Origin of the sequence: Streptomyces sp. NPDC048269 (assembly GCF_040652395.1) — a bacterium.
In the GTDB taxonomy this organism is placed as follows: Bacteria; Actinomycetota; Actinomycetes; order Streptomycetales; family Streptomycetaceae; genus Streptomyces.
In genome coordinates this window covers 160,674-186,229 of sequence record NZ_JBEZLW010000001.1, presented here as the reverse complement: position 1 = coordinate 186,229, position 25,556 = coordinate 160,674, and the positions used below count along the sequence as shown (strand labels likewise).

General features: G+C 71.6%; 22 protein-coding genes, 1 tRNA gene and 1 pseudogene. 11 read left to right on the top strand and 13 right to left on the bottom strand.

Annotated features, from left to right (window positions below):
- Positions 1-2: 2 nt before the first annotated feature.
- Positions 3-812, top strand: a pseudogene (locus AB0D48_RS00930) (class E sortase); the annotation flags it as partial.
- A 22-nt stretch (positions 813-834) separates the two neighbouring features.
- Positions 835-1,563, top strand: coding sequence for a class E sortase (locus AB0D48_RS00925; protein WP_362389455.1), 729 nt, complete (start codon positions 835-837; stop codon positions 1,561-1,563).
- A 341-nt stretch (positions 1,564-1,904) separates the two neighbouring features.
- On the opposite strand, the gene pknB is transcribed toward AB0D48_RS00925, so the two are convergent.
- The 6 genes from pknB to AB0D48_RS00895 all read right to left on the bottom strand — a co-directional run bounded on the left by pknB (position 1,905) and on the right by AB0D48_RS00895 (position 10,004).
- Positions 1,905-3,923 carry a Stk1 family PASTA domain-containing Ser/Thr kinase gene (pknB, locus tag AB0D48_RS00920; protein ID WP_362389454.1) on the bottom strand — a complete coding sequence of 673 codons (2,019 nt, stop codon included), beginning with the start codon at positions 3,921-3,923 and terminating at the stop codon, positions 1,905-1,907.
- Positions 3,924-4,141: 218 nt separating this feature from the next.
- Positions 4,142-5,605, bottom strand: coding sequence for a penicillin-binding transpeptidase domain-containing protein (locus AB0D48_RS00915; RefSeq protein ID WP_362389453.1), 1,464 nt, complete (start codon positions 5,603-5,605; stop codon positions 4,142-4,144).
- A complete protein-coding gene (locus tag AB0D48_RS00910) occupies positions 5,602-7,026 on the bottom strand; it encodes an FtsW/RodA/SpoVE family cell cycle protein (protein ID WP_362389452.1) in 1,425 nt (474 codons plus the stop codon). Before AB0D48_RS00910 ends, AB0D48_RS00915 begins: the two co-directional genes overlap by 4 nt.
- Positions 7,027-7,057: 31 nt before the next feature.
- Positions 7,058-8,563 carry a PP2C family serine/threonine-protein phosphatase gene (locus AB0D48_RS00905; protein ID WP_362389451.1) on the bottom strand — a complete coding sequence of 502 codons (1,506 nt, stop codon included), beginning with the start codon at positions 8,561-8,563 and terminating at the stop codon, positions 7,058-7,060.
- 93 nt (positions 8,564-8,656) lie between these two features.
- Positions 8,657-9,154, bottom strand: coding sequence for an FHA domain-containing protein (locus AB0D48_RS00900; RefSeq protein WP_362389450.1), 498 nt, complete (start codon positions 9,152-9,154; stop codon positions 8,657-8,659).
- Positions 9,155-9,164: 10 nt separating this feature from the next.
- Complete coding sequence (locus tag AB0D48_RS00895; protein ID WP_362389449.1) at positions 9,165-10,004, bottom strand: DUF3662 and FHA domain-containing protein; 840 nt, start codon at positions 10,002-10,004, stop codon at positions 9,165-9,167.
- A 292-nt stretch (positions 10,005-10,296) separates the two neighbouring features.
- Here AB0D48_RS00895 and AB0D48_RS00890 point away from each other — a divergent pair.
- The 6 genes from AB0D48_RS00890 to AB0D48_RS00865 all read left to right on the top strand — a co-directional run bounded on the left by AB0D48_RS00890 (position 10,297) and on the right by AB0D48_RS00865 (position 15,900).
- Positions 10,297-10,379 (top strand) — tRNA-Leu (locus AB0D48_RS00890).
- Positions 10,380-10,648: 269 nt separating this feature from the next.
- Positions 10,649-12,325 (top strand): histidine kinase, encoded by a 1,677-nt coding sequence (locus AB0D48_RS00885; protein WP_362389760.1) that lies wholly within the window; start codon positions 10,649-10,651, stop codon positions 12,323-12,325.
- Between the two features lie 20 nt (positions 12,326-12,345).
- Positions 12,346-12,993 (top strand): response regulator transcription factor, encoded by a 648-nt coding sequence (locus tag AB0D48_RS00880; protein ID WP_362389758.1) that lies wholly within the window; start codon positions 12,346-12,348, stop codon positions 12,991-12,993.
- A 52-nt stretch (positions 12,994-13,045) separates the two neighbouring features.
- Positions 13,046-14,446: a DUF2252 domain-containing protein gene (locus tag AB0D48_RS00875; protein ID WP_362389448.1), complete on the top strand. Its 1,401-nt coding sequence runs from the start codon at positions 13,046-13,048 to the stop codon at positions 14,444-14,446.
- Positions 14,447-14,527: 81 nt separating this feature from the next.
- Positions 14,528-15,361 carry a J domain-containing protein gene (locus tag AB0D48_RS00870; protein WP_362389447.1) on the top strand — a complete coding sequence of 278 codons (834 nt, stop codon included), beginning with the start codon at positions 14,528-14,530 and terminating at the stop codon, positions 15,359-15,361.
- A 194-nt stretch (positions 15,362-15,555) separates the two neighbouring features.
- Positions 15,556-15,900 carry a rhodanese-like domain-containing protein gene (locus tag AB0D48_RS00865; protein WP_362389446.1) on the top strand — a complete coding sequence of 115 codons (345 nt, stop codon included), beginning with the start codon at positions 15,556-15,558 and terminating at the stop codon, positions 15,898-15,900.
- A gap of 6 nt (positions 15,901-15,906) precedes the next feature.
- Here AB0D48_RS00865 and AB0D48_RS00860 read toward each other — a convergent pair whose 3' ends face one another.
- The 6 genes from AB0D48_RS00860 to paaA form a co-directional block, all read right to left on the bottom strand.
- Complete coding sequence (locus AB0D48_RS00860) at positions 15,907-17,055, bottom strand: acyl-CoA dehydrogenase family protein (RefSeq protein ID WP_362389445.1); 1,149 nt, start codon at positions 17,053-17,055, stop codon at positions 15,907-15,909.
- 97 nt (positions 17,056-17,152) lie between these two features.
- Complete coding sequence (locus AB0D48_RS00855) at positions 17,153-18,253, bottom strand: 2Fe-2S iron-sulfur cluster-binding protein (protein ID WP_362389444.1); 1,101 nt, start codon at positions 18,251-18,253, stop codon at positions 17,153-17,155.
- A complete protein-coding gene (gene paaD / locus AB0D48_RS00850) occupies positions 18,254-18,760 on the bottom strand; it encodes a 1,2-phenylacetyl-CoA epoxidase subunit PaaD (RefSeq protein WP_362389443.1) in 507 nt (168 codons plus the stop codon).
- Positions 18,754-19,509, bottom strand: coding sequence for a 1,2-phenylacetyl-CoA epoxidase subunit PaaC (gene paaC, locus AB0D48_RS00845; protein WP_362389442.1), 756 nt, complete (start codon positions 19,507-19,509; stop codon positions 18,754-18,756). The genes paaD and paaC overlap by 7 nt, the downstream gene beginning before the upstream one ends.
- Positions 19,506-19,790, bottom strand: coding sequence for a 1,2-phenylacetyl-CoA epoxidase subunit PaaB (paaB, locus tag AB0D48_RS00840; RefSeq protein WP_030009045.1), 285 nt, complete (start codon positions 19,788-19,790; stop codon positions 19,506-19,508). Before paaB ends, paaC begins: the two co-directional genes overlap by 4 nt.
- Entirely contained in the window at positions 19,787-20,755 is a 969-nt protein-coding gene (gene paaA / locus AB0D48_RS00835; RefSeq protein WP_362389441.1) for a 1,2-phenylacetyl-CoA epoxidase subunit PaaA, read from the bottom strand. The genes paaB and paaA overlap by 4 nt, the downstream gene beginning before the upstream one ends.
- Before the next feature lie 204 nt (positions 20,756-20,959).
- On the opposite strand from paaA, the gene AB0D48_RS00830 reads away from it, so the two are divergent.
- From AB0D48_RS00830 to AB0D48_RS00820, 3 genes are all read left to right on the top strand, one after another.
- Complete coding sequence (locus tag AB0D48_RS00830) at positions 20,960-21,622, top strand: DUF5819 family protein (protein ID WP_362389440.1); 663 nt, start codon at positions 20,960-20,962, stop codon at positions 21,620-21,622.
- 50 nt (positions 21,623-21,672) lie between these two features.
- Positions 21,673-22,776, top strand: coding sequence for an HTTM domain-containing protein (locus AB0D48_RS00825; protein WP_362389756.1), 1,104 nt, complete (start codon positions 21,673-21,675; stop codon positions 22,774-22,776).
- A gap of 249 nt (positions 22,777-23,025) precedes the next feature.
- The gene (locus AB0D48_RS00820; RefSeq protein ID WP_362389439.1) at positions 23,026-23,787 is read left to right on the top strand and encodes a TrmH family RNA methyltransferase; all 762 of its coding nucleotides are present in this window, start codon (positions 23,026-23,028) and stop codon (positions 23,785-23,787) included.
- Here the strand turns inward: AB0D48_RS00820 and paaN are convergent.
- Positions 23,784-25,466 carry a phenylacetic acid degradation protein PaaN gene (paaN, locus tag AB0D48_RS00815; RefSeq protein WP_362389438.1) on the bottom strand — a complete coding sequence of 561 codons (1,683 nt, stop codon included), beginning with the start codon at positions 25,464-25,466 and terminating at the stop codon, positions 23,784-23,786. The genes AB0D48_RS00820 and paaN overlap by 4 nt on opposite strands.
- Between the last annotated feature and the right edge of the window lie 90 nt (positions 25,467-25,556).

The window sequence follows — 25,556 nt, the reverse complement described above, 5'->3', positions numbered from 1 at the left end:
CGCCCACAGGGGGCCGGGCTGCGCGGCGCAGGGCGGCTCAGGAGGCCGCCAAGCGGGCCGGCCGGCAGACCCGGAGGCGGGGCGGGCGGCGCCGTAGGCGGCCGGCTTCGGGTGGCCCGTTGGTGGTCGCGAGCCGGCTGGGCGGGGAACTGTTCATCACACTGGGCCTGGTGATGCTGCTGTTCGTCGCCTACCAGCTCTGGTACACGAACATCGTGGCGGAGCGGACGGCGAGCGGGGCCGCGGGCTCGCTCCAGCAGACGTGGCAGCGGGACCCGGACGCCGGCGCGGGCGGGGCCGGCGCGCCGGCGGTGTCGGCGTTCGAGCCGGGGCAGGGCTTCGCGATCCTGTACATCCCGAAGCTGGACGTGAAGGTGCCGGTGGCGGAGGGGATCAGCAAGCCGAAGGTGCTGGACCGGGGGATGGTCGGGCACTACGGCGAGGGTGCGCTGAAGACGGCGATGCCGGCGGACGCGCAGGGCAACTTTGCGGTGGCGGGCCACCGCAACACCCACGGGGAGCCGTTCCGCTACATCAACCGGCTGGTGCCGGGGGATCCCGTCGTGGTGGAGACGCGCGACGCTTACTACACCTACGAGATGACTTCGGCGCTGGCGCAGACGCCGCCGACGAACGTGTCGGTGCTGAAGCCGGTGCCGGAGGGGTCGGGATTCACCTCGGCGGGCCGGTACATCACGCTGACGACCTGCACCCCGGAGTTCACCAGCACGTACCGGATGATCGTATGGGGCAGGATGACCGGTGAACGCCCCCGCAGCCAGGGTCCTCCGCCCGCGCTGACCAGCCAGTAGCCGCCCTAAGGACGAATCAGCAGTGTCTCGTGCCCGACGCCGCCGCGCCGCGGCTCCGCCCGCCGGCAGCCGCAGTGTGCTCGCCGGGTTCCTGAGCCTGCTGGGTGAACTCCTGATCACGGCGGGCCTGGTGCTGGGCCTGTTCGTCGCGTACTCGCTGTGGTGGACGAACGTCCTCGCGGACCGGGAGGCGTCGGCGCGGGGCGACGAGATCCGCCAGCAGTGGCAGACGCAGGCCCCCCCATCGGCTGCCCCGGGCGCGCTGGACACCCAGGACGGCATCGGGTTCCTGCACGTACCGGCGATGAAGAACGGTGAGGTGCTGGTCAAGCCGGGCACGGACCCGGACGTCCTCGACGACGGGGTCGCGGGCTACTACACGCAGCCGGTGAAGTCGGCGCTGCCGTGGGACGACAAGGGGAACTTCTCGCTGGCCGCGCACCGGGACGGGCACGGCGCGAAGTTCCACAACATCGACAAGGTGAAGAACGGCGACTCGATCGTCTTCGAGACCAAGGACACCTGGTACGTGTACAAGGTTTTCGCCGAGCTGCGCCAGACGTCGAAGTACAACGTGGATGTGATCAACCCGCTCCCGAAGGAGTCGGGCAAAGCCACCCCGGGCCGCTACGTCACGCTGACCACGTGCACGCCGGTGTACACGTCGAAGTACCGGTACGTGGTGTGGGGCGAGCTGGTCCGCACGGAGAAGGTGGACGCGAAGCGGACGCTGCCGGCGGAGCTTCGCTAGGCCCCAGAAGGCCCCTGTGGACGGCTGTGACGCCCCCTGGGCGGCTATGGGCCAGGGCTTCGCGTGTGAAGGCGCACGTGGCCACGTAGAGGGCCACATCGGCCCGGTGGACGACCTTCGTCGCAGCGGGGGCTGTGGACAAAGTTATCCACAGGGCGTGCGCTGGACTTCGTACTCGGACATTGCTTGCGAGCTCGTCATCATGATCCGTCCCTCCCGGGCGGCGTCCGATGCCCCACCCCCGTCCGGGTCAACGAATTCGTACTGAAGACACGTACGTGAAAAGTCCGGCCCTTCTCCTGGGAGAAGGGCCGGACCTCGGTACCTCGGTGTCGCTTCTTCTAGCGGCGGCCGCCGCCGGTCAGGCCGCCGAAGATGCCGTTGCCGCCGTCCTGCTGGCCGCCCGGCGTCGTGTAGACGTTGACCACCTGGCCGGTGGTGGCCGGGGAGCCCGCGGCCGGGTCGGAGAGCATCACCACCGCGTTGTCGTCCGTCGGGCCGGAGATGACCCTGCCGAAGGTCAGGCCCCTGGAGGCCAGTTCCCCCTTTGCCTGGGCGACGGTCTTGCCGGCCAGGTTCGGGACCTGGGTCTGCTGCGCGGCCTTGGCGATCGTGATGTTGACCGTCTTGCCCACCTCGAGCTGCTCGCCCGGCTGGGACCCTTGATCGACGACCGTCCGCGGCGCGGCTCCGGGGAACTCGACCTCGGTGACGGAGCCGAGCTTGAGCTTGACGGCCTTGAGGGCCTTCTCCGCCTCGTCCTGCCTCTTGCCCTTGAGGTCCGGGACGATCGCCTTGGCCTGCTCCTTGGCGACGGTCAGCGTGACGACGCTGTTCTTCTCCGCCTCGCCGCCGGCCTTGGGGGTCTGGTCGAGGACGATCCCGGGGGTGCGCTCGGACTCCTGGACCTTGCGGTCGACCTGGAAGCCCTTGTCCTTCAGTGCCTTCTCGGCCTCTTCGTACTTGAGGTTGAGCACGTCGGGGACCGACACCTTGGGCGCGCCCGAGGAGACCGTCACGGTGACCGTGGAGTTCCTGTCGACCTTGGTGTCGGCCTCCGGGCTCTGCTTGCAGACGCTGCCCTTGGGCTGGTCGCAGGGTTCGTCGGCGCCCTTGACGACCTTGAGGCCGACGTTCTCGCCGCTCTTCTGCGCCTGCTCGAAGGTCGAACCGATGAGCTTGGGCACGGCGGGCCGGTTGTCGGCGCCGCCGCTGAAGAGGGAGCGGCCGATGAGGATCGCGCCGACCAGGACGAGGACGCCGGCCGCCACGAGCAGGATCGTGGAGACCCTGCTCTTCTTCTGGCGGCGGTGCGGTCCCTGGTCGTAGCCGCCGTGGCCCTGGTCGCCGTACCCGTAGCCGCCGTCGCCCGGGGGCATGGGCGGCATCATCGAGGTCTGGCCGGACTCGGCGGCGCGCAGTGCGGTGGTGGGCTGGTCGTAGCCCGGGTGTCCGTAGCCGTGGCCCTGGTCGGGGTAGCCGTAGCCGGCCGTGCCCATGGAGGCGGTGGCGGCGACGGGCTGGCCGTCGAGGCAGGCCTCGATGTCGGCGCGCATCTCGTCGGCGGACTGGTAGCGGTAGTCGGGGTCCTTGACCAGCGCCTTCAGGACGATCGCGTCCATTTCGGGCGTGATCTCGGGGTCGAAGTTCGACGGGGGCTGCGGTTCTTCCCGGACGTGCTGGTAGGCGACGGCGACGGGGGAGTCGCCGACGAACGGGGGCCGCACGCTGAGCAGCTCGTAGAGCAGGCAGCCGGCGGAGTAGAGGTCGGAGCGCGCGTCGACCTGTTCGCCCTTGGCCTGCTCCGGGGAGAGGTACTGGGCGGTGCCGATGACGGCGGCCGTCTGCGTCATGGTCATGCCGGAGTCGCCCATGGCGCGGGCGATGCCGAAGTCCATGACCTTGACCTGGCCGGTGCGGGTCAGCATCACGTTGGCGGGCTTGATGTCGCGGTGCACGATGCCGGCGCGGTGGGAGTACTCCAGGGCCTGGAGGATGCCGATGCACATCTCCAGGGTGCGTTCGGGCAGCAGCTTGCGCCCGGAGTGCAGCAGCTCGCGCAGGGTGGACCCGTCGACGTACTCCATCACGATGTACGGGATGGAGATGTTGTCGACGTAGTCCTCGCCGGTGTCGTAGACGGCGACGATCGCCGGGTGGTTCAGCGACGCGGCCGACTGGGCCTCGCGCCGGAACCGGGCCTGGAAGGACGGGTCGCGGGCGAGATCGGCGCGCAGGGTCTTGACGGCGACGGTACGGCCGAGCCGGGTGTCGTGGGCGAGGTAGACCTCGGCCATGCCACCGCGGCCGAGCACGTGGCTCAGCTCGTACCGGCCGCCGAGGCGACGCGGCTCTTCCATAACGTTGCAGCCCTCTCCGTCAGTCCCGACCGCACCTGTGTGTGGTCCGGCGGTGTGCTGTTCGCGCAAAGGCTACCGGCCGATCGTCTGTGATCGGTTCGTGGCCACAGGCTGATACTGGACCGGTACCGTACGCTCGGATCCGGCCGGGATCAGTGATGTGGATCACTCTGTTCCGGCGGTCCGTCATACCGGGGTCATCTCTGGATATCCCCGGATCATCCCTGGCTCTTCAGTACGGCTTCCATGACCGCCTTGGCGACCGGGGCGGCGAGGCCGCCACCGCTGATGTCCTCGCGGTCCGCGCTGCTGTCCTCGATGACGACGGCGACGGCGACGGGCGAGGTGCCGTCCGGGTTCTCGGCGTAGGAGATGAACCAGGCGTACGGGCGCTTCTTGTTGCCCTCACCGTGCTGGGCGGTGCCGGTCTTGCCGCCGACCTTCACGTCCTTGATCTTGGCCTTGTCGCCGGTGCCCTTCTCGACGACGTTGACCATCATCTCCTGGACCTTCTGCGCGTTGGCGGCGGAGAGGGGCCGGCTCATCTCCTGCGGCGAGTGCTTCTCGATGACGTCGAGGTTGGGCGCGGTGAGCTGGTCGACCATGTACGGCTTCATCAGCTTGCCGTCGTTGGCGATCGCGGCGGTGACCATGGCCATCTGGAGCGGCGTTGCGGCGGTGTTGAACTGGCCGATGGAGCTCAGGGCGTTGCCGTCCTTGCCCATCTTCTTGTCGTAGACGCTGGCGAAGGCGCGGACCGGGATGTCGATCTTGTCGTTGTTGAAGCCGAACTTCTCGGCGGTCTCCACCATCTTGTCGCGGGTGACCTTGTCGCCCATGTTCGCGAAGACGGAGTTGCAGGAAACGCGCAGGGCCTCGTTGAGGCTGGCCTTCTCGCAGCCCTTGGCGTGGTTCTCCATCACGGTCTTGGTGCCGGGCAGGAAGTACGGCTCCGGCGTGTCCGTCGGGTCGTTGATCTCCTTGACGACGCCGTTCTCGAGCGCGGCGGCGGCGGTGACGACCTTGAAGGTGGAGCCCGGCGGGTAGGTCTCGCGCAGGGCGCGGTTGACGAGGTTCTTGTCCTCGCTGTCCTTCAGTTCGACCCAGGCCTTCTCGTCGGTCTTGGAGTTGCCGGCGAAGCGGGAGGGGTCGTAGGAGGGGGTGGAGACCAGGGCGAGGATGGCACCGGTGCGCGGGTCGATGGCGGCGGCCGCGCCCTTGTTGTTGCCGAGGGCCTTGAAGGCGGCCTTCTGGGCGTCCGGGTTCAGGGTGGTGACGACGTTGCCGCCCTGCTTCTTCTCCCCGGTGAACATGCCGATGGTGCGGTCGAAGAAGAGCCGGTCGTCGTTGCCGGTGAGGATGCCGTCTTCGAGGGATTCGAGCTGGGTGGAGCCGAAGGCCTGGGAGGCGTACCCGGTGACGGGGGCCCAGAGGGCGCCGTCGGTGTAGGTCCGCTTGTACTTGTAGTCGCTGCCGTCGGTGACCGCCGAGCCGGTGATCGGCTCGCCCTTGACGATGATGTTGCCGCGTTCGGTGGCGTACTGGGCGATCTGGACCCGGCGGTTTTCCTTGCGGGTGCTGAGTTCCTCGGCCTGGACGTACTGCAGCCAGTTGGTCCGGATCAGCAGCGCGAGGACGAGCAGCCCGCAGAACAGCGAGATGCGGCGCAGGGGCTTGTTCATGACGGGCGGACCACCTGGGTCATCTCGGAGTCGGGGGACGGGGCGGGGGCCGGGGCAGGTCGGCGTGCGGTGTCGCTGATCCGGATGAGGATGGCGATGAGGATCCAGTTCGCGAGGACGGAGGAGCCGCCGGAGGCGAGGAAGGGCATCGTCATGCCGGTGAGGGGGATGAGGCCCATGACTCCGCCGGCGACGACGAAGATCTGGAGGGCGAAGGCGCCGGAGAGTCCGATGGCGAAGAGCTTGCCGAAGGGGTCGCGGGCGGCGAGGGCGGTGCGGACGCCGCGCTCGATGATGAGGCCGTAGAGCAGGAGGAAGGCCATGACGCCCGCGAGGCCGAGCTCTTCGCCGACGGTGGAGAAGATGAAGTCGGAGTTGGCGGCGAAGCCGATGAGGTCGGAGTTGCCCTGTCCCCAGCCGGTGCCGAGGACGCCGCCGGAGCCGAAGCTCATGATCGACTGGCCGACCTGTTCGCAGGCTCCGGACTTGGAGTAGCAGGCGAAGGGGTCGAGCCAGGCGTTGACGCGGGCCTTGACGTGGCTGGCGGTGGCGCCGACGACGGTGGCGCCGCCGACGGACATGAGCAGGCCGATGACGATCCAGCTGGTCCGCTCGGTGGCGACGTACAGCATGATCACGAACATGCCGAAGAAGAGCAGCGAGGTGCCGAGGTCGTTCTCGAAGACGAGGACGAGCAGGCTCATCGCCCAGATCATCAGGATCGGGCCGAGGTCGCGGCCGCGCGGCAGGTAGAGGCCCATGAAGCGGCGGCTGGCCAGTGCGAGGGCGTCGCGCTTCACCATGAGGTAGCCGGCGAAGAAGATCGCGATGACGATCTTCGCGAACTCGCCGGGCTGGATGGAGAAGCCGCCGACGCTGATCCAGATCTTGGCGCCGAAGACGTCGGCGCCGAGACCCGGGATGACGGGCAGGATCAGCAGGACCAGGGCGCCGGCCATGGAGATGTACGTGAAGCGCTGCAGGACGCGGTGGTCCTTGAGGATGAGCAGGACGGCGGCGAACAGGGCGATGGCGACCGCCGTGTACATCATCTGGCGGGGCGCGGAGGGGGTGAAGAGGCCGAAGGAGCGCTTGGCGAGGTTCTGCAGCCGCTCGGACTGGTCGAGGCGCCAGATCAGGACGAGGCCCAGCCCGTTGAGGAGCGTGGCCAGTGGCAGCAGCAGCGGGTCGGCGTACTTGGCGTACCGGCGTACGACGAGGTGGGCGATCCCGGCGAGGGCGCCGAGGCCGAGGCCGTAGAGCACCATGCCGGGGGGCAGCTCGCCGTGGATCGCCAGGCCTACGTTGGCGTAGGCGAAGATCGGGATGACCACGGCGAAGCCGAGCAGCAGGAGCTCGGTGTTCCGCCGGCTCGGCAGCTCGATGGCGCCGATGGTGGTCGTGTTGGTGACAACGCTCATGGTGTGGCAGGCCCCCTGTGCCCGCGGGTGTCTACTGCTTGCCGCAGAGGCTGACCACTTGCTGCTCCGCGGGAGTCAGAGTGGAGCCCGGTGTCTGGTTCTGCGCCTCGGCGTTGCGGCGTTCCTCGTCCTTCTTGCAGGCGGAGACCTGGACGCCGAGGTCGTCGAGCTTCTCGCGGGCGACGTCGAGCTTGCTTTCGCTGATGGTGGCGGCCTCGACGAGCTTCCGCTTGAAGGGCGGCAGGTACTTCAGTTCGATGTCGGAGCGGTCGGTCTCCACCTTGGAGAGCTCCAGCGGTCCGAGCTTCGGGCTGATGCCGCGGAAGAGGGCGACGTGGTCGCCCTTGACGCCGACGTAGAACTGGGTCTGGGTCCAGCGCCAGCCTGCGTAGAGGCCCCCGCCGACGACGCCGGCGGCGAGGAGCAGGATCAGGGTACGCGTGGTCCACTTGCGCCCTTTGCTGCGGCGCCGGCGGGGGTGGTCGTACGTGTCCTCGTAGCCGGGGTCCGCGTCGTAGGCGTCGGCTTCGCCGAAGCTGCCGTACGCGCCGCCCTGGCCCTGGTCGGCGTACCCGTAGCCGTTGGCCTCGCCGCTGCCGGGGGGGCCGAAGGCGCCGGCGGGCGGAGCGGCCTGGCGGCCGAGGTTCGAGGCACGGCCGGCCGGGGTCTGCATGGCGTTGCCGCCGTCGAAGAGCTGGTGCTGGTTCTCGGCGACCGCGCCGACGACGACCGGGGTGTCGCTGACCTGGGCGGCGAGGGTGTCGCCGCTGTCGGTGTCGAGGACGTCGGCGACGATGCAGGTGATGTTGTCGGGTCCGCCGCCGCGCAGGGCGAGCTGGATGAGGGACTGCACGGTCTCGCGGGGACCGTGGTAGTCGGCGAGGGTCTCTTCGAGGGTCTGGTGGGAGACCACGCCGGAGAGGCCGTCGGAGCAGATGAGGTAGCGGTCGCCGGCGCGGACCTCGCGGATGGAGAGGTCCGGTTCGACGATGTCGCCGCTGCCGAGCGCCCGCATGAGGAGGGAGCGCTGCGGGTGGGTGGTGGCTTCCTCTTCGGTGATGCGGCCCTCGTCGACGAGGCGCTGCACCCAGGTGTGGTCCTGTGTGATCTGGGTGAGGACGCCGTCGCGGAGCAGGTAGGCGCGGGAGTCGCCGACGTGGACGAGGCCGAGGCGCTGGCCGGTCCACAGCAGGGCGGTGAGCGTGGTGCCCATGCCTTCGAGCTGGGGGTCCTCCTCGACCATGACGCGCAGCTGGTCGTTGGCGCGCTGCACTGCCGTGGCGAGGGAGGTGAGGATGTCGGAGCCCGGGACGTCGTCGTCGAGCTGCACGAGGGTGGAGATCACCTCGGAGCTCGCGACCTCGCCGGCGGCCTGGCCTCCCATGCCGTCGGCGATCGCGAGGAGGCGCGGTCCGGCGTAGCCGGAGTCCTCGTTCCCCTCGCGGATCATGCCTTTGTGCGATCCGGCGGCGAATCGCAGGGACAGACTCATGCGCACCTCGCCGGTCGGCTCCGGGTACAACCGGTCTCGAGCCACACTGCCCACCCTCCGGTCGGGAGCGCGCACGTGTCCGTTTCCTCGGTGGGACGGATCTCCGCCGCGCGCTCGCTCCGCTCGCTCATTCTCGTACTACTTCCGCAGCTCGATGACGGTCTTGCCGATGCGGATCGGGGCGCCCGGCGGAATGGGCGTCGGGGTGGTCAGCCGGGTCCGGTCCAGATACGTGCCGTTGGTGGACCCGAGATCCTCGACGATCCACTGGCCGTCACGGTCTGGGTAGATCCTGGCATGGCGGCTGGACGCGTAGTCGTCGTCCAGCACGATCGTCGAGTCGTGGGCGCGGCCCAGCGTGATCGTCTGGCCTGCGAGGGCCACGGTGGTTCCCGTGAGGGTGCCCTCGGAGACGACGAGCTTGGTGGGCGCACCGCGGCGCTGGCGCTGCTGCGGTGGCGCGGTCTGGCGCCCCGGCTGCTGCGGGGTGTTGCCCGCGCCGCCGCGGCGGGAGCCGCGCTGCGTCACTCTCGTTCCGAAGAGGTCGCTGCGGATGACCTGGACGGCCACGATGACGAACAGCCACAGAACGGCTAGGAAACCCAGCCGCATGACCGTCAGGGTCAGCTCTGACATTGCCCCCGCTTCACCCTTCGGCTTGCCGGTAAATGATGGTGGTACTGCCCACGACGATCCGCGAGCCGTCGCGGAGCGTAGCGCGGGTTGTGTGCTGCCCGTCCACCACGATGCCGTTGGTGGACCCGAGATCCTGGATCGTCGAGGGCGTTCCGGTCCGGATCTCACAGTGCCGGCGCGAGACGCCGGGGTCGTCGATCCGCACGTCGGCTTCCGTGCTTCGGCCGAGTACGAGCGTGGGGCGCGAGATCTGGTGGCGGGTGCCGTTGATCTCGATCCAGTGGCGCCGTTGGGCACCGGAGGCCGGTACGGGTGCTGCCGCGCCTGATCCGCTCGGGGCGGGCCGCCGGGCGCCGGGTCCGCCGGGGGGCGGGGCGCTGGGCATGGGCGGGGCGGCGACCGGGGGGTAGCCGTATCCGCCCTGGCCGGCCGGACCGCCCTGCGGCAGGCCCTGGGAGGCCTGCGGCTGGGAGGTGCTGGAGGCGAGGGTGCGGCTGCGGACCCGGTAGAGCCCGGTGTCGAGGTCGTCGGCCTTCTCCAGGTGGACCTTGATGGGGCCCATGAAGCTGTAGCGCTGCTGCTTGGCGTAGTCGCGGACGAGGCCCGCGAGCTCGTCGCCGAGCTGCCCGGAGTAGGGGCTCAGGCGGTCGTAGTCACCGGCGCTGAGTTCGACGATGAAGTCGTTGGGGACGACGGTCCGCTCGCGGTTCCAGATGGTGGCGTTGTTGTCGCACTCCCTCTGGAGGGCTCCGGCGATCTCCACCGGCTGGACCTCGGACTTGAACACCTTGGCGAAGGTGCCGTTCACCAGACCTTCGAGTCGCTGCTCGAACCGCTTCAGAACTCCCATGGGGCACCTCCTCCGTCGTTGTCGCCCTGTACTGCTTACTGATCGTATCCACGCGTGGCGGATTCGGGTGGTTCCCCATCGGTCCTGTGGGGACGAGTGTTGGTCCTCACAAGGATCGTAGGGGCGCCCCAGGGACAGTGTCCCGCACCGGGAGCGGAGTGCGGGAGGGGCCGTCCAGGGCGGGGTGCGGGGGTGCGGGGAAAGCGATGTGATTCCACCCCGTCCGCCGTGCTAATGTTTCGACGTCGCCAGGGGAACGGCCCGAAAGGGAAGATCCACTGGGGTGCTGCTCGGGCGAGTGGCGGAACGGCAGACGCGCTGGCTTCAGGTGCCAGTGTCCTTCGGGACGTGGGGGTTCAAATCCCCCCTCGCCCACATCGACGAAACGGTCGTCATCGCGAAAGCGGTGGCGGCCGTTTCGTGTTGTGCGTCCGCGGGCGGTCCGGCCGGTCCGGCCCGGCCGGTGCGGGCGGATGGTGGGGGTGACGTAGGCCACGGTCAACTGCCGCCGCTGACGGGTGATCAGGACGGGGTGAGCGGGTCGTGGTCCCGGTCGTCCGACTTTCGTCGCGAAGCGCGCGACGAAAGAGGGCGGCCGGCGGTGCGCGGGGGTGTCTAGGGTCGGCCGGGTGGATGCGAAGGCGATGACGCGTGCGGGCTGGGACTGGCTGAGGGGGCCGGAGCCCTGGAACCGGCGGATGCTGGCGGGGGACCTGGCGCTCGCGGGGATCCTGGCCGTGCTCGGTCTGGGCGTCGAGGAGCTCGACAACGGCTCCGGGCGGCGGATGCTGGCGAGCGTCGTGGTCGTGGTGGTGCTGACCCTGCTGCGTCGGCGGATGCCGGCGACGACGCTCGTCGTGGGTTCGGCGCTGAGCGCGTTCCTGCCCGGCACGGTCTTGATCACGGGGCTGCTCGGCTGGTCTGCGGGGCGCCGGATCGTCGGGGTGGGGCGGGCGGGGGCGGCCTTCACGTTGGCCTTCCTCGCGTCGGTCGGCCTGAGCGTGCTGCACGAGTGGTCGCAGATGCGGCCGCTGCTGGTGGTCGTGTTCTCCACCCTGATGTTCCTGGCGACGACGGTGATGCCGGGTCTGGCCAGCCGGTACTGGTCGCAGCGCCGGACGCTGCTGCGCGCGCTCCAGGAGCACAACGGGCAGCTGCTGCGCGAGCGGGCCATGGTCGCCGGGCAGGCGAGGCTGCGCGAGCGGCAGCGGATCGCCCAGGACATGCACGACAGCCTCGGCCACCAGCTGGCGCTGATCTCGGTGCACACCGGTGCGCTGGAGGTGGATCAGAAACTCACCGACCGCCAGCGCGAGGCGGTGGGAGTGCTGCGGCAGGCGTCGGTGGCGGCGATGCACGAGCTGCGCGAGGTGGTGGGCATCCTGCGGGACGGGGTCGAGGCGCCGGTGCCGGTGGAGGAGGCGGCGCAGCCCGCGGCGCGCGGGGTGGCCGGGATCGCGGGGGTCGTGGAGGCGGCGCGGGGCGCGGGGACCGATGTGCGGATGTCCGTCTCGGGTCAGCCGCGTCCCCTGGTGGCGGCCTGCGACCACGCGGCGTACAGGATCGTGCAGGAGGCGCTGACGAACGCGTACAAGCACGCGCCGGGGGCCGTGATCACGGTGGAGCTGCGGTACGAGGACGACTCGTTGGTGGTGGAGATCGCCAACGGTCCGGCGGCCGGTCCGGGGGCCGGTGAGGTGGTGTCGGGCGGGCAGGGGCTGACGGGGCTGCGCGAGCGGGCCCGCCTGGTCGGCGGGATGGTGCACGCGGGAGCCGCCGAGGGCGGCGGGTTCCGGGTGGCGGGGGTGCTGCCGTACGGGGCGGAGCCGGCCGGGGTGGAGGACGTCGCCGACGACTTCGGACAGCAGGCGCAGGCGCAGGCGCGGGGGCTGCGGGGTGCGCCGCCGATGGACTGGGAGGCGGTGGACCGGGAGCTGGCCGTACGGCAGCGCAGCCGCAGCGGCGGCTTCGCGCTGGGCTGCGGCATCGCCTTCGCAGCGGTGGTGCTCATGGTGATCGTGGTCGGCGCGGCGGTGGCCCTGCTGGTGGGCTCGATGAGCGATGCCATGCTCGACCGGGACGAGTTCGACGCGGTGAAGGTGGGCGAGTCGGAGCAGGCCGTGCGCGACCGGCTGCCGAGCGGCGACAGCTTCCTGACCGCCGGGGCGGACCGCAAGGGGCCGCCCCGGCCGGAGGGCTCGCAGTGTCTGGCGCTGCCGGCGGGGGACGACTCGGCCGCCCTGGGAACCGACGTGGTTTTCCGGTTCTGCTTCAAGGACGGCAAGCTCGTGGACAAGCAGGCTTACGAGGTCGAGCAGTAGGAGCGCGGGTGCAAGCCGAAGTGATCAGAGTGGTGATCGCCGACGACGAGCCGCTGATCCGGGCCGGGATCAGGATGATCCTGACCTCGGCGCCGGACATCGAGGTCGTCGCGGAGGCGGCGAACGGGCGGGAGGCGGTGGACCTGGCCCGCGCGCACGTCCCGGACGTGATGCTGCTGGACATCCAGATGCCGGTGATGGACGGGCTGACGGCGCTGGGCGAGCTGGGGAGGGCCGTGCCGCAGGTGCGGGCGCCGATCCTGACGACCTTCGGGGAGAAGGAGAACGTGCTGCGGGCGCTGGGCCGGGGCGGTGCGGGGTTCCTGCTGAAGGACTCGGCGCCGGGCGAGCTGATCGGCGCCGTCCGGGCGGCCGCGGCCGGGGAGGCGTACCTCTCGCCGTCGGCGACGCGCCATGTGGTGGACCAGCTGGCGTCGGGGAAGGCCGTGGCGCGCGGCGAGGAGGCGCGGCGTCAGGTCGCGGCGCTGAGCGAACGCGAGCGCGGGGTCCTGGCGCTGCTGGGGGAGGGCCTGTCGAACGCGGACGCGGGGCGGCGGCTGCACATGAGCGAGGCGACCGTGAAGACGTACGTGAGCCGGATCCTGGCGAAGCTGGACTGCGAGAACCGGGTGCAGGCCGCACTGCTGGCCAGGGACGCCGGGCTGTAGGTACGGTCAGCCCGTTCCGGAAGCGATCAACGTACGGGTGGGGGCGGCGCGCATGGTGACGGCAGCGGGGCAGCGGATACCGGAGGTGGCGGGGTTCGGGCCGCGGGTGGCGGCGGGCTCGCCGAAGCAGGAGGGCAAGGCGCTGCGCGGACGCGTGCCGCGGGCGGCGCACGCCGCCTTCGAGGCGCCGGCCGACCGCCCGGACGCCGTGCGGGCGGTCGAGGAGTCCAATGCCGGCCGGGTTCCCGAGCTGACGCCGATACGGGTGGGCCGGATGGCGGCGAACCCCTTCGCGTTCCTGCGCGGGGCGGCCGGCCTGATGGCCCACGACCTGTCCGGTGGTCCGGTGACCGGGGTCGGCGCGCAGATATGCGGTGACGCGCACGCGGCGAACTTCGGCCTGTACGGGGATGCGCGCGGCCGGCTGGTCATCGACCTGAACGACTTCGACGAGACCGTGTTCGGTCCGTGGGAGTGGGACGTGAAGCGGCTGGCGGCCTCGCTGGTGCTGGCCGGCCGGGTGGCGGGCGCGGACGAGGACACCTGCCGCGCGGCCGCGCTGGACTCGGTGGGCGCCTACCGGCGGACCATGCGGCTGCTGGCCAGGCTGCCCGCGCTCGACGCGTGGAACGCGATCGCGGACGAGGAGCTGGTCTCGCACACCGATGCCCGCGATCTGCTGGGCACCCTGGAGCGGGTCTCGGAGAAGGCCCGCAACAACACCTCGGCGCGGTTCGCGGCCAAGTCGACGGTGGCCGGGGCGGACGGCAGCCGGCGCTTCGTGGACGCGCTGCCGGTTCTGCGCCGGGTCGGGGACGGGGAGGCGGCCGCCGTGGCGGCCGCTCTGGGCCCGTACCTGCACACGCTCCAGGGGGACCGGCTGCCGCTGCTGGCCCGGTACGCGATCCACGACGTGGCCTTCCGTGTGGTGGGGACCGGGAGCGTCGGCACCCGGTCGTACGTGGTGCTGCTGCTGGACCACCGGGGCGAGCCGTTGGTGCTCCAGGTGAAGGAGGCGCGGCCCTCGGTGCTGCTGCCGCACCTGCCCGCGCTGGGCTTCGTCTCGCCGCCGGAGGAGCACGAGGGTCGCCGGGTGGTGGCCGGGCAGAAGCGGATGCAGGTGGTCTCGGACATCATGCTGGGCTGGACCACGGTGGAGGGCCGGCCCTTCCAGGTGCGGCAGTTCCGCAACCGCAAGGGCAGTGTGGATCCGGCGGCGCTGGCCGTCGACCAGATCGACGACTACGGGCGGATGACCGGGGCCCTGCTGGCCCGGGCGCACGCGCACAGCGTCGATCCGCGGCTGCTGGCCGGGTACTGCGGGAAGAACGAGGAGCTGGACGAGGCGATGGCGGCTTTCGCGGTGGCTTACGCGGACCGGACCGAGGCCGACCACGCCGACCTGGTGGCGGCGGTGCGCACCGGGCGGATCGCGGCGGAGACCGGGGTCTAGGCCGGTCTTGGCGCGGGGTCTCGCTGCGGGCGATGTTTCACGTGAAACGTCGCCCGCTGCGGTGGGCCGTAGGCTGGCCGGGTGAGCGAGCAGACGGAGCAGACAGGCCCTGGCGAATCCGGCGAAGCGGGCGAGGAGCGTCCCGAGGCGCGCCTGGAGCGGGCCGTGAAGGCCGCCGAGCAGGCGCTGATCGAGTTCGAGATCGCGGTGGAGACCTTCCGGGTCGAGGTGGAGAACTTCTCCCGCCTGCACCACCAGAAACTCGGCCCGATGTACTCGCGGCTCGACGAACTGGACGCGCTGATCGCGGAGGCCAAGGCGGCCCGTACCGGGGATCCCGAGGACCTTCGGCGTGCGCGGGACGCGCGCTCGCTGGTCATGCCGATGCCGGGGGTGGACGAGCTGTTCCACGACTGGCTGGGCTCGGACGGGATGTCCGACGACGCGGCCGCGATGCTCACCGACCGGCCCGTGCGGCCGCCGGAGCGGGTGCGGCCCTCGGAGGAGGTACGCCGCCTCTACCGCGAGCTCGTCCGCAAGGCCCACCCGGACCTCGCCCAGGACGAGGCGGAGCGGGAGCGTCGCGACGCCTTCATCGCGCGGGTCAATGCCGCGTACGGGCGGGGCGAGGAGCAGCTGCTGCGCGAGCTGGCGGAGGAGTGGGCGGCCGGTCCGGCGCCCGAGGAGGCGGTGCCGGGCGGGAGCGGGGAGCTGTATGCCCGCCTGGAGTGGCTGGCGCGCCGCAAGGAGCTGCTGTCGCTGGTGGCCAAGGAGCTGGAGGACAGCGCGATCGGGTCGATGCTGAGGATGGCGCCCGAGGATCCGGACCGGCTGCTGGACGAGATCGCGGAGCAGCTGCTGGCGCAGGTTTCCGAGCGGGAGGCGGAGTTGGCCGCGGCACGTTCCGCTGGGTGAGGCCGGGCCGGTTCCCCGGGTGCGGCGCCGTTGGGCGAGCGGCGCCCGGGTTCGGACTGTGCCCGGGCTTTCCGGGGCACCGCCCGGGGGCCCGCGCCTTGCACTCCGGCGGGCCCGGCGCCTCGAACGCCGGCGGGGACCGCGCCGGTGTCGGATAGGTTGGAACCACCATCTGCGAGGAGAGAAGGCGACGTATGAACTTCGGACCGCTTCCCTCGGTGGACGCCGCCGCGGTGCCCTCCGAAGGGTTCGTCCTCGACGTCCGTGAGGACGACGAGTGGGCTGCCGGCCATGTCGAGGGCGCTCTGCACATCCCGATGAGCGACTTCGTGGCCCGCTTCGGTGAGCTGACGGAAGCCGTCGAGGACGGCCGCCGGGTGTACGTGATGTGCCGGGTCGGCGGCCGCTCCGCGCAGGTGACCCAGTACCTGGTGCGCCAGGAGATCGACGCGGTGAACGTCGACGGCGGCATGCAGGCCTGGGACGGTGCAGGGCGCCCGATGGTGACGGACAGCGGGAACCCGGCCTTCGTGCTGTAGCCGTCGTCAGGCGAGGGGGTGGGCGGCCAGCAGGTCGCCCAGGGCCTCCTCGTGCGCGGCGGCCGGGCCGAGCTGGAGTTCCAGCTGCTTGGCCCACGCGTGGTAGCGGTGCAGTGGGTAGTCGGTGTCGGCGCCGAAGCCGCCGTGCAGGTGCTGGGCGGTCTGTACGACCCGGCGGACGCCCTCCGAAGCCCAGATCTTGGCTACCGCGACGTCACCGGAGGCGGGCAGCGGGCCGCCGGCGCCGCCCGTATCCGCGTCGAGCCGCCAGGCGGCCTGCCAGAGGGTGACCTCCATGGCGCGCAGGTCGATGTAGCGGTCGGCGGCCTGGACGGCGACGGCCTGGAAGGTGGCCACCGGGAAGCCGAACTGCTCGCGCTTGCTCGTGTACTGGCTGGTCATGGTGAGGACGCCCTCGCCGAGGCCGAGCGCGAGGGCGCAGGTCCCGGTGGCGAGGAGCTGGCGGAGCCTGTCCCAGGCGCCGGGGGCGTCGATGAGGTGCGTGGGGGCCACCCGTACGCCGTCCAGGGCGAGTTCGGCAAGCCGCTCCCCGCTGGTGGAGACCTGCTCGGCGAGGGCGAGTCCCCCGGCGGTGCGCGGGACGAGCGCGAGGACGGCCCCGCCTTCGCCGGCATGGGCGGGTACGGCGATCCAGTCGGCGCTGTGTGCCCAGGGGACGGCGGTCTGGGTGCCGTCCAGGATCCAGTCACCGCGGTCGCTCTCGCGGCGGGCGGTGACGGCGAGTTCGGCCGGGTCGTGGCCGGAGCGGCCGTGCGCGGCGGCCGTGAGTACGAGGCTTCCGCTCCCGGCGCCGGGCAGCAGGGCGGCGGCCAGTTCGGGGCTGCCGTGGGTCTGTACGGCCATGGCGGTGGCGCAGTGCTCCAGCAGCGGTACCCGGGCCAGCACCCTGGCGGCCTCGCGCAGCACCAGGCACAGGGCGATGGCGTCCAGGCCTGCGCCGCCGTGCTCCTCGGCGAGGACCAGGCTCAGCAGGTCGGATCCGGCGAGCCTGGCCCACAACGGACGGTCGAAGTCGTCGGCGACGGCCCCCGGGGTGAGCGCGGGGCTGGGCACGCCGTCGGGTGCGACGTCCGCGAACACGGCCCGTGCCGCCTCGACGGCCGCCTGCTGCTCCTCGGTGAAGGTGAAGTCCACTGCCTGTCCTCCCGCGCACCCGGTCGGTCCTGTCCTGACGGTGCGTCAAGATAGAACACGTTCCTGAAATTGGACAGGGGGCGGGGAGAACAGCCCGTCAGCGGTCGAAGTCGATCTCCACTTCCTCGGTCACCGGGTGCGACTGGCAGGCCAGCACGAACCCGGCCTCCGTCTCCTCCGACTCCAGCGCGAAGTTCCGCTCCATCCGGACCTCGCCCGTCACGAGGAACGCCCGGCAGGTGCCGCACACCCCGCCCTTGCAGGCGTACGGGGCGTCCGCGCGGTTGCGCAGCACCGCGTCCAGCAGGGATTCCCCGTCCCGGACCGGCCAGGTACCGGAACGGCCGTCGAGCCGTGCGGTGACCCGCCCGTGGGAGGGGGCGGTCGCCGCCGTGGCGCGGGCCGGCGCCGTGATGTCCTCGACGTGGAAGATCTCCTCGTGCACCCGGGTCCGTACGACCCCGAGCGCGCCCAGCGTCCGCTCCGCGCCCTGGACCAGGCCGTACGGCCCGCACAGGAACCAGCCCGTCACGTCGGCGACCGGCAGCAGCGCGGGCAGCAGGGCGGCCAGTCGCTCCTCGTCCAGCCGGCCGGAGGGCAGTCCGGCCTCCTGCTCCTCCCGGGAGAGGACGGTGACCAGCTGGAACCGGTCCGGATACCGGTCCTTGAGGTCGGCGACCTCCTCCAGGAACATCGTCGACGCAGCCGTACGGTCGCTGCGCACGAGGCAGAAGCGGGTGTCGGGGCGGGCGGCCAGCAGGCTCGCGGCGATGGACAGCACGGGGGTGATCCCGCTGCCGCCGACGATCGCCGCGTAGTGCGCGGCGGCGGGGGCGGCGGCCGGGTCCAGTACGAACCGTCCGGCCGGGACCATCACGTCCAGCACGTCGCCGGCGGCGATCTCCTTGTGCGCGAAGGTGGAGAACTCGCCGCCCTCCACCAGCCGCACCCCGACCCGCAGCTCCGCCGGGCCGGGGCCGTCCGGTCCCGGGGCGGGGGAGCAGATCGAGTAGGTGCGCCGGATCTCCTCGCCCTCGGCGGCGGTGCGGCGCAGGGTGAGGTGCTGGCCGGGGGCGTGGCGGTAGTCCTCGCGCAGTTCCTGCGGAACCCGGAGGGTCAGAGCCACCGAGTCGTCGGTGAGCCGGTCGACTGCCGCCACCGTCAGCGGGTGGAACGCGCCGTGGCGGGGTGCGGCCATCTACAGCTCCTTGAAGTGGTCGAACGGTTCGCGGCAAGCGGTGCAGCGGCGCAGCGCCTTGCATGCGGTGGAGGAGAACCGGCTGAGCAGCTCGGTGTCGGTCGATCCGCAGTGCGGGCAGCGGACCGACAGGGTGAGCGGGACCGGCCCGCCGGCCGCGTGCGGGCGCGGCGGGGCGATGCCGAACTCGGCGAGCTTGCGCCGGCCCTCGGCGCTGATGTCGTCGGTCGACCAGGCGGGGGCCAGCACGGTGGTCACCCGCACCTGGGGTATGCCGTGGCCGGTCAGGACCCGCTCGATGTCGGCGGACATGGCCTCGATGGCGGGGCAGCCGGTGTAGGTGGGGGTGAGGGTGACCTCGGCGTGGCCGTCGTCGTGCATCCGCACCCCGCGCACCACGCCGAGCTCGCCGAGGGTGAGCACGGGCAGCTCGGGGTCCGGGACGGAGCCGGCCAGCTCGGCCAGCTCCGCCTCCAGACGGGTCGTCCCGGCGTCGGCGGTCACCATGACGCCCCCGGATGGCTCCGGTGCAGGTGCTGCATCTCGGCGAGCAGCCGGCCGAAGGGTTCGGTGTGCAGGCCCTGCCGTCCGGCGCCGGCTGCCCAGGCGCCGGTGCGCGTCCCCACGGGCAGGGCGAGCCCGGCCCGCTCCAGTACATCGGTCAGCGCGGCCAGCCAGCGCGTTTCCAGGGCGGCCCAGTCCAGTCCGTCGAGCCCCTCCACCGGCTGGAACATCTCGCCGGTGTACTTCCACAGGGCGGCCAGGGCGGCCCGTATGCGGGCCTGGCTCTCCTCCGTGCCGTCGCCGAGCCGCAGGGTCCACTGCTCGGCGTGGTCGCGGTGGTACGCGGTCTCCTTGACGGCCTTGGCCGCCAGCGGGGCGATCGGGCCGTCACCGCGCGCCAGTTCCCCGTAGAGCTCGTGCTGGTAGAGGGAGAAGTAGAGCTGCCGGGCGATGGTGTGGGCGAAGTCGCCGTTGGGCTGCTCGACCAGCTGGAGGTTGCGGAAGGAGCGCTCCTCGCGCAGGAACGCCAGCTCGTCCTCGTCACCCGCCATGGACAGCAGGACGCGGGCCTGGCCGAGCAGGTCGAGGGCGATGTTGGCGAGCGCGACCTCCTCCTCCAGGACGGGGGCGTGCCCGGCCCACTCGCCGAGGCGGTGGGAAAGGATCAGGGCGTCGTCGCCGAGGGCGAGGACCGCCGCGGTGGCGGCAGTGGTGTCCGCAGTGGTGTCCGCGGTGGTGTCGGTGCCGGTCACAGGTGGCTCACCCCCTCCGGGATGTCGTAGAACGTCGGGTGCCGGTAGGGCTTGTCGGCGGACGGGGCGAAGAACGGGTCCCGCTCGTCCGGCGAGGAGGCGGTGATCTCGGTGGAGGGCACCACCCAGATCGAGATGCCCTCACCGCGCCGGGTGTAGAGGTCGCGGGCATTGCGCAGGGCCATCTCCGCGTCGGGGGCGTGCAGGCTTCCCGCGTGCGTGTGCGAGAGGCCGCGCCGCGAACGGACGAACACCTCCCACAGGGGCCAGTTCTGCGTCATACCCGTGCCTCCTCGTTCTGTGCGGCGTGCTGTGCCGCCTGCTTCTCCGCATACGCCGCGGCCGCGTCGCGCACCCAGGCGCCTTCCTCATGGGCCGTGCGCCGCTGGCTGAGGCGCTGCTCGTTGCACGGTCCGTTGCCCTTGAGCACGTTCCAGAACTCCGCCCAGTCGATGGCGCCGAAGTCGTGGTGCCCGCGCTCCTCGTTCCACTTCAGGTCCGGGTCGGGCAGGGTCAGGCCGAGGGCCTCGGCCTGCGGCACCGCTATGTCGACGAACCGCTGGCGCAGCTCGTCGTTCGAGTGCCGCTTGATCCGCCAGGCCATCGACTGCGCGGAGTGCGCCGACTCGTCGTCCGGCGGGCCGAACATCATGAGCGAGGGCCACCACCAGCGGTCGACGGCGTCCTGGGCCATCGCGTGCTGTGCCTCGGTGCCCTGCGAGAGGGCGAGGAGCAGCTCGTACCCCTGCCGCTGGTGGAAGGACTCCTCCTTGCAGATCCGGACCATGGCGCGCGCGTAGGGCCCGTAGGAGCAGCGGCACAGCGGAACCTGGTTGGTGATCGCCGCGCCGTCCACCAGCCAGCCGATGGCGCCGACGTCCGCCCAGGTCAGGGTGGGGTAGTTGAAGATCGAAGAGTACTTCTGCTTGCCCGCGTGGAGCTTGTCGAGCAGCTCGTCGCGGCTGGTGCCGAGGGTTTCGGCGGCGCTGTAGAGGTACAGCCCGTGGCCGGCCTCGTCCTGCACCTTGGCCATCAGGATCGCCTTGCGGCGCAGCGAGGGCGCGCGGGTGATCCAGTTGGCCTCGGGCTGCATTCCGATGATCTCGGAGTGGGCGTGCTGGGCCATCTGGCGGACGAGGGAGGCGCGGTACTCCTCGGGCATCCAGTCGCGCGGTTCCACGCGCTCCTCCGCCGCGACGGCCGCGTCGAAGGCCGCCGCGAGCTGTGCGCCCAGGTCAGCAGCCATGTCTGTCCCATCCGTCCCGTCTGTCCCGAGGGCCGTCTCCGGCCCCGTCTCCGGGGTCACTGCCACCATCCCGGCCCCTTGTCAGAGTTTGGTTTCCGCCCGACCGACCGATCGTTCGGTTCATCCTCTTCAATGGTGAGACGGCGGCCCGTAGGGTGTCAACCTCTGTGGTCAACCCTGTGGACGCCGGAGGATCGGGGCGGGATGGATTCGAACGAGCACGAGCCCGCCGAAGGGCCCGCTCCCCCGCCCCCGCGGGTGCCCGGAATGGCCGGTCTGTCCACCCCGTACCGGGTGGTCGCCGCGCTCGCCCTCGGGGCCGTGGCGGTGGCCGCCTGCGCGCATCTCGCACTGGTGTTCCTGCACGTCGCCCCGACGAACACGGTGAGCCGGCAGCACGCGCGGACGATCGACGGCTGGATCTATCCCGAGTTCGAGCAGAACTGGAAGCTCTTCGCCCCCAACCCGCTCCAGCAGAACATCGCGGTGGAGGCGCGCGCGCAGGTACGGACCGCCGGCGGCGAGCTCACCACCACCGACTGGCGGAACCTGAGCGCCGAGGACGGCGCGGCCATCCGGCACAGCCTGCTGCCGAGCCACACGGAACAGAACGAGCTCCGCAGGGCGTGGGACTTCTTCACCGGCTCCCACGACGAGGACAACAAGCCGAACGGAGAGCGCGGAGCGCTGTCCGAGGAGTACCTGCGGCGCATCGCCGTGGACCGGCTCGCCCCGGCGCACCCGGGCGGGCACGTCCTGCGGGTCCAGCTGCGCTCGGCGACGAGGGCGGTGGCCGCGCCCGAGTGGAGCGACGAGACGACCGACACGCAGACCTACTACCGGGAGCTGCCGTGGTGGACGGTGTGAGGCTCCGGGCCTCCGCGGGGCGGGCGCTGGCGCAGGTCACCGGGCAGGCCATGGGCCCGTACCAGAGCGCCGTGATCCGCATCGGCTTCGCCGGGACCTGGCTCTTCTTCCTGCTGCGCGAGTTCCCGCACCGCGGGGAGCTGTACGGGCCGGACGGCCCGTGGAGCTGGGAGCTGGCGGAGCGGCTGACCGCCTCCAACGGGGCCTTCACGGTGCTGATGTGGTCCGGTTCGGCGGTGTGGTTCGAGATCGTCTACGCGGTGGCCGTGCTGGCGAGCGTGGGGCTGCTCCTGGGCTGGCGGACGCGGGCCACGTCCGTGGTGTTCATGGTCGGCGTGCTCTCGCTGCAGAACCGCAGCGTGTTCATGGGCGACGGCGGGGACAACGTCATCCACCTGATGGCGGTCTACCTGGTGCTGACCCGGTGCGCGCGGGTGTGGTCCCTGGACGCGCGGCGGTCGCGGCTGCGGGGGTCGGCCTCCGCGGGGGCCGCCGGGCCGGTGCTGTGGGCGGTGCTGGGCGCGGTGTTCGCGTACGGGGCGGCCACCGGGCGGTTCAGCGACGGCTGGCTGGCGGCCTTCGCGGCGGTCTGGGTGGTCTGCGGGCTGTGGTGGGTGGTCGAGCGGTACGAGCCGGAGGGGGAGGGGCGCGCGGCGCTGGACGTGCTGGCCAATCTGCTGCACAACGCCGGGATGGCGGTGATCATGGCGGAGGTCTGCCTGATCTACGCGACGGCGGGCTGGTACAAGATCCAGGGGTCGCGGTGGCAGGACGGCACGGCGCTGTACTACCCCCTGGGGCTGGACTACTTCACGCCGTGGCCGGGGCTGTCGGCGCTGCTGGCGAGCAGTGGGACGGTGGTGATGCTGCTGTCGTACGGGACGGTGGCGGTGCAGGTGGCGTTCCCGTTCACGCTGTTCAACCGGCGGATCAAGAACGTGCTGCTGGGCGTGATGATGCTGGAGCACGCGGGGATCGCGGTGCTGCTGGGGTTGCCGTTCTTCTCTTTGGCGATGATCGCCGCCGACGCGGTCTTTCTGCCGACGGCGTTCCTGGTGTGGCTGGGCGCCAGGGCCGCCGTCCTCGTGCCGGGCCCGTCGGCTCCGCCGGAGCCCGAGCCGGCCCCGGTGGCGGCGGGCTCCGCCCTGACCTGACCTGCGGTCCCTTCCGGGGCTCCGCCCTCCGGGGCTCCGCCCCCGTGCCCCGCGCCTCAAGCGCCGGCGGGGCTGTGTGGGGTGCGCCTCCAGCACCGGCTGGGCTGGGTGGGTGCGCCTCAAGCACCGGCGGGGCTGAAGACCGGGGCTCCGCCCCAGACCCCGCGCCTCAAGCGCCGACGGGGCTGGGTGGGTGCCTCAAGTGCCGGCAGGGCAGGGGGCCAGTGGGCGGGATCGTAGGGTCGGGGTATGAGTGAGGATCAGAGCCCCGAAGAGGTCGTGCAGCAGTGGCGGGAGGCCGTCGGGCGGGGGGACCTCGTGCTGCTGGACGGGTTCCACGCGCTGAAGCACGCCCTGCGGTTCGGGGCCGACGTGCGCATGGCCGTCGCCGACGACCCCGACGGCGTACGGGCGCTCGCCGGCGAGCTGGCTCCGGACGTCGAGGCGGACGTGGCCCGGCTGGTGCGGGCGGCGTCGCTCAAGGGGCTGCTGCCCCGCGTGCACCCCACCGGGGTCGCGGCGCTGGCCGTACGGCCCGACCGGGGCGCGGGGCTGGCCGCACTGGCGAAGACGCCGCGCCCCGCGCCCGTCGTCGTCCTCGACAACCCCCGCAACCTCGGAAACGTCGGAGCCGTCGTCCGGCTCGCCGCGGGCTTCGGCGCCACCGGAGTGGTGACCCGCGGCGACCTCGACCCCTGGCACCCGAACGTGGTCCGGGCCGGGGCCGGGCTGCACTTCGCCACCACCGTCGAACGGCTGGACCTGGACGAGCTACCGCCCGGGCCGCTCTACGCGCTCGACCCGGAGGGCGAGGACATCCGTACCCTCACCCTCCCGGACGACGCCCTGCTCGCCTTCGGCTCGGAGAGACACGGCATCTCCCCCGAGCTGCGTGAACGAGCCGACCATCTGGTGTCACTGCCGATGCGCCCGCAGGTCTCCAGCTACAACCTCGCCACCAGTGTCGCGATGGCGCTGTTCCACTGGGGCGGGCCCAGGGACACGGACTAGGCCTGGCGGCGGACCTCCACCACACGGAAACGGTTCGACACGAAGGCGCCGTCGCACAGGGCCGCGTTGGCCGCCCGGTTGCCGCCCGAGCCGTGGAAGTCCGAGAACGCCGCGGTCTGGTTGACGTACACCCCGCCGGTGAGGTTCAGGGAGAGCTGCGCGGACTCCTCCAGGCAGACCTCCTCGATCGCCCGCTCGGTGTCCGCGGACGTCGTGTACGCGCCCACCGTCATCGCGCCCTTCTCTCGGACCGTACGGCGCAGCAGGTCGAGGGCGTCGGCGGTCGAGTCGACCGCCACCGCGAAGGACACCGGGCCGAAGCACTCCGAGAGGTACGCCGCGTCCGGGTCCGGCTTGGACGCGTCCAGCTTGACGATCACCGGCGTGCGGACCACCGCGTCCGGGAACTCCGGGTTGACGACCTCGCGGGAGGCCAGCGCGACCTCGCCCAGGCCGGCCGCCGCCTCCAGCCGGGCCTTGACGTCCGGGTTGACCAGCGCGCCCAGCAGCGCGTTGGCCCGGGCGTCGTCGCCCAGCAGACCGCCGACCGAGGCCGCGAGATCGGCGACGACCTCGTCGTACGTCTTGTGCCCCGCGTCCGTGGCGACGCCGTCGCGGGGGATCAGCAGGTTCTGCGGGGTGGTGCACATCTGGCCGCTGTACAGGGACAGCGAGAACGCCAGGTTGGAGAGCATCCCCTTGTAGTCGTCCGTGGAGTCCACGACGACCGTGTTGACGCCGGCCTTCTCGGTGTAGACCTGCGCCTGGCGGGCGTGGGTCTCCAGCCAGTCGCCGAACTCCGTGGACCCGGTGTAGTCGATCAGCTTGATCTCGGGGCGGAGCGCGAGGGTCTTGGCGATGCCCTCACCCGGGCGCTCGACGGCCAGCGCGACCAGGTTCGGGTCGAAGCCCGCCTCGGTGAGGACCTCACGGGCCACCTGGACCGTGAGTGCCAGCGGGAGGACGGCGCGCGGGTGCGGCTTCACCAGCACCGCGTTGCCGGTGGCCAGGGAGGCGAACAGGCCCGGGTAGCCGTTCCAGGTGGGGAAGGTGTTGCAGCCGATCATCAGGGAGATGCCGCGCGGCACCGCGGTGAAGGTCTTGCCGAGGTCCAGCGGGTCGCGCTTGCCCTGCGGCTTCGACCAGTCGGCCTGCCCGGGGACACGCGTCTGCTCCTCGTACGCGTAGGCCACCGCCTCCAGGCCGCGGTCCTGTGCGTGCGGGCCGCCGGCCTGGAACGCCATCATGAAGGCCTGGCCGCTGGTGTGCATGACCGCGTGCGCGAACTCGTGCGTGCGGGCGGAGATGCGCGAGAGGATCTCGATGCAGACCAGGGCGCGCGCCTCGGGGCCCGCGTCCCGCCAGGTGGCCATGCCGGCCTTCATCGCGGGCAGCAGCACGTCCGGGTCGACATGCGGGTACTCGACGCCCAGCGCCGGGCCGTACGGGGACACCTCGGCGCCGGTCCAGCCGTCCGTGCCGGGCTGGCCCAGGTCGAGCCGGGTGCCGCGGAGGGCTTCGAAGGCGGCGAGGCCGTCGGCCGGGGCGGTCTCCCCGTACGCCTTGGGGTGCTCGGGATGCGGGGACCAGTAGGCGCGGCTGCGGATCGCCGACAAGGCCTGGTCCAGGGTGGGCCGGTGCTTGGCGGACAGCTGGGGGACGGTGAGCTCGGCGGCCATCAGGGACCAACTCCTCGTTGAGCCGGGCGAAGGAGAGCAGACTGGAGTTAGAGTAACCGAACGATCGGTCGGGACAAGAGGGCCCGGCAG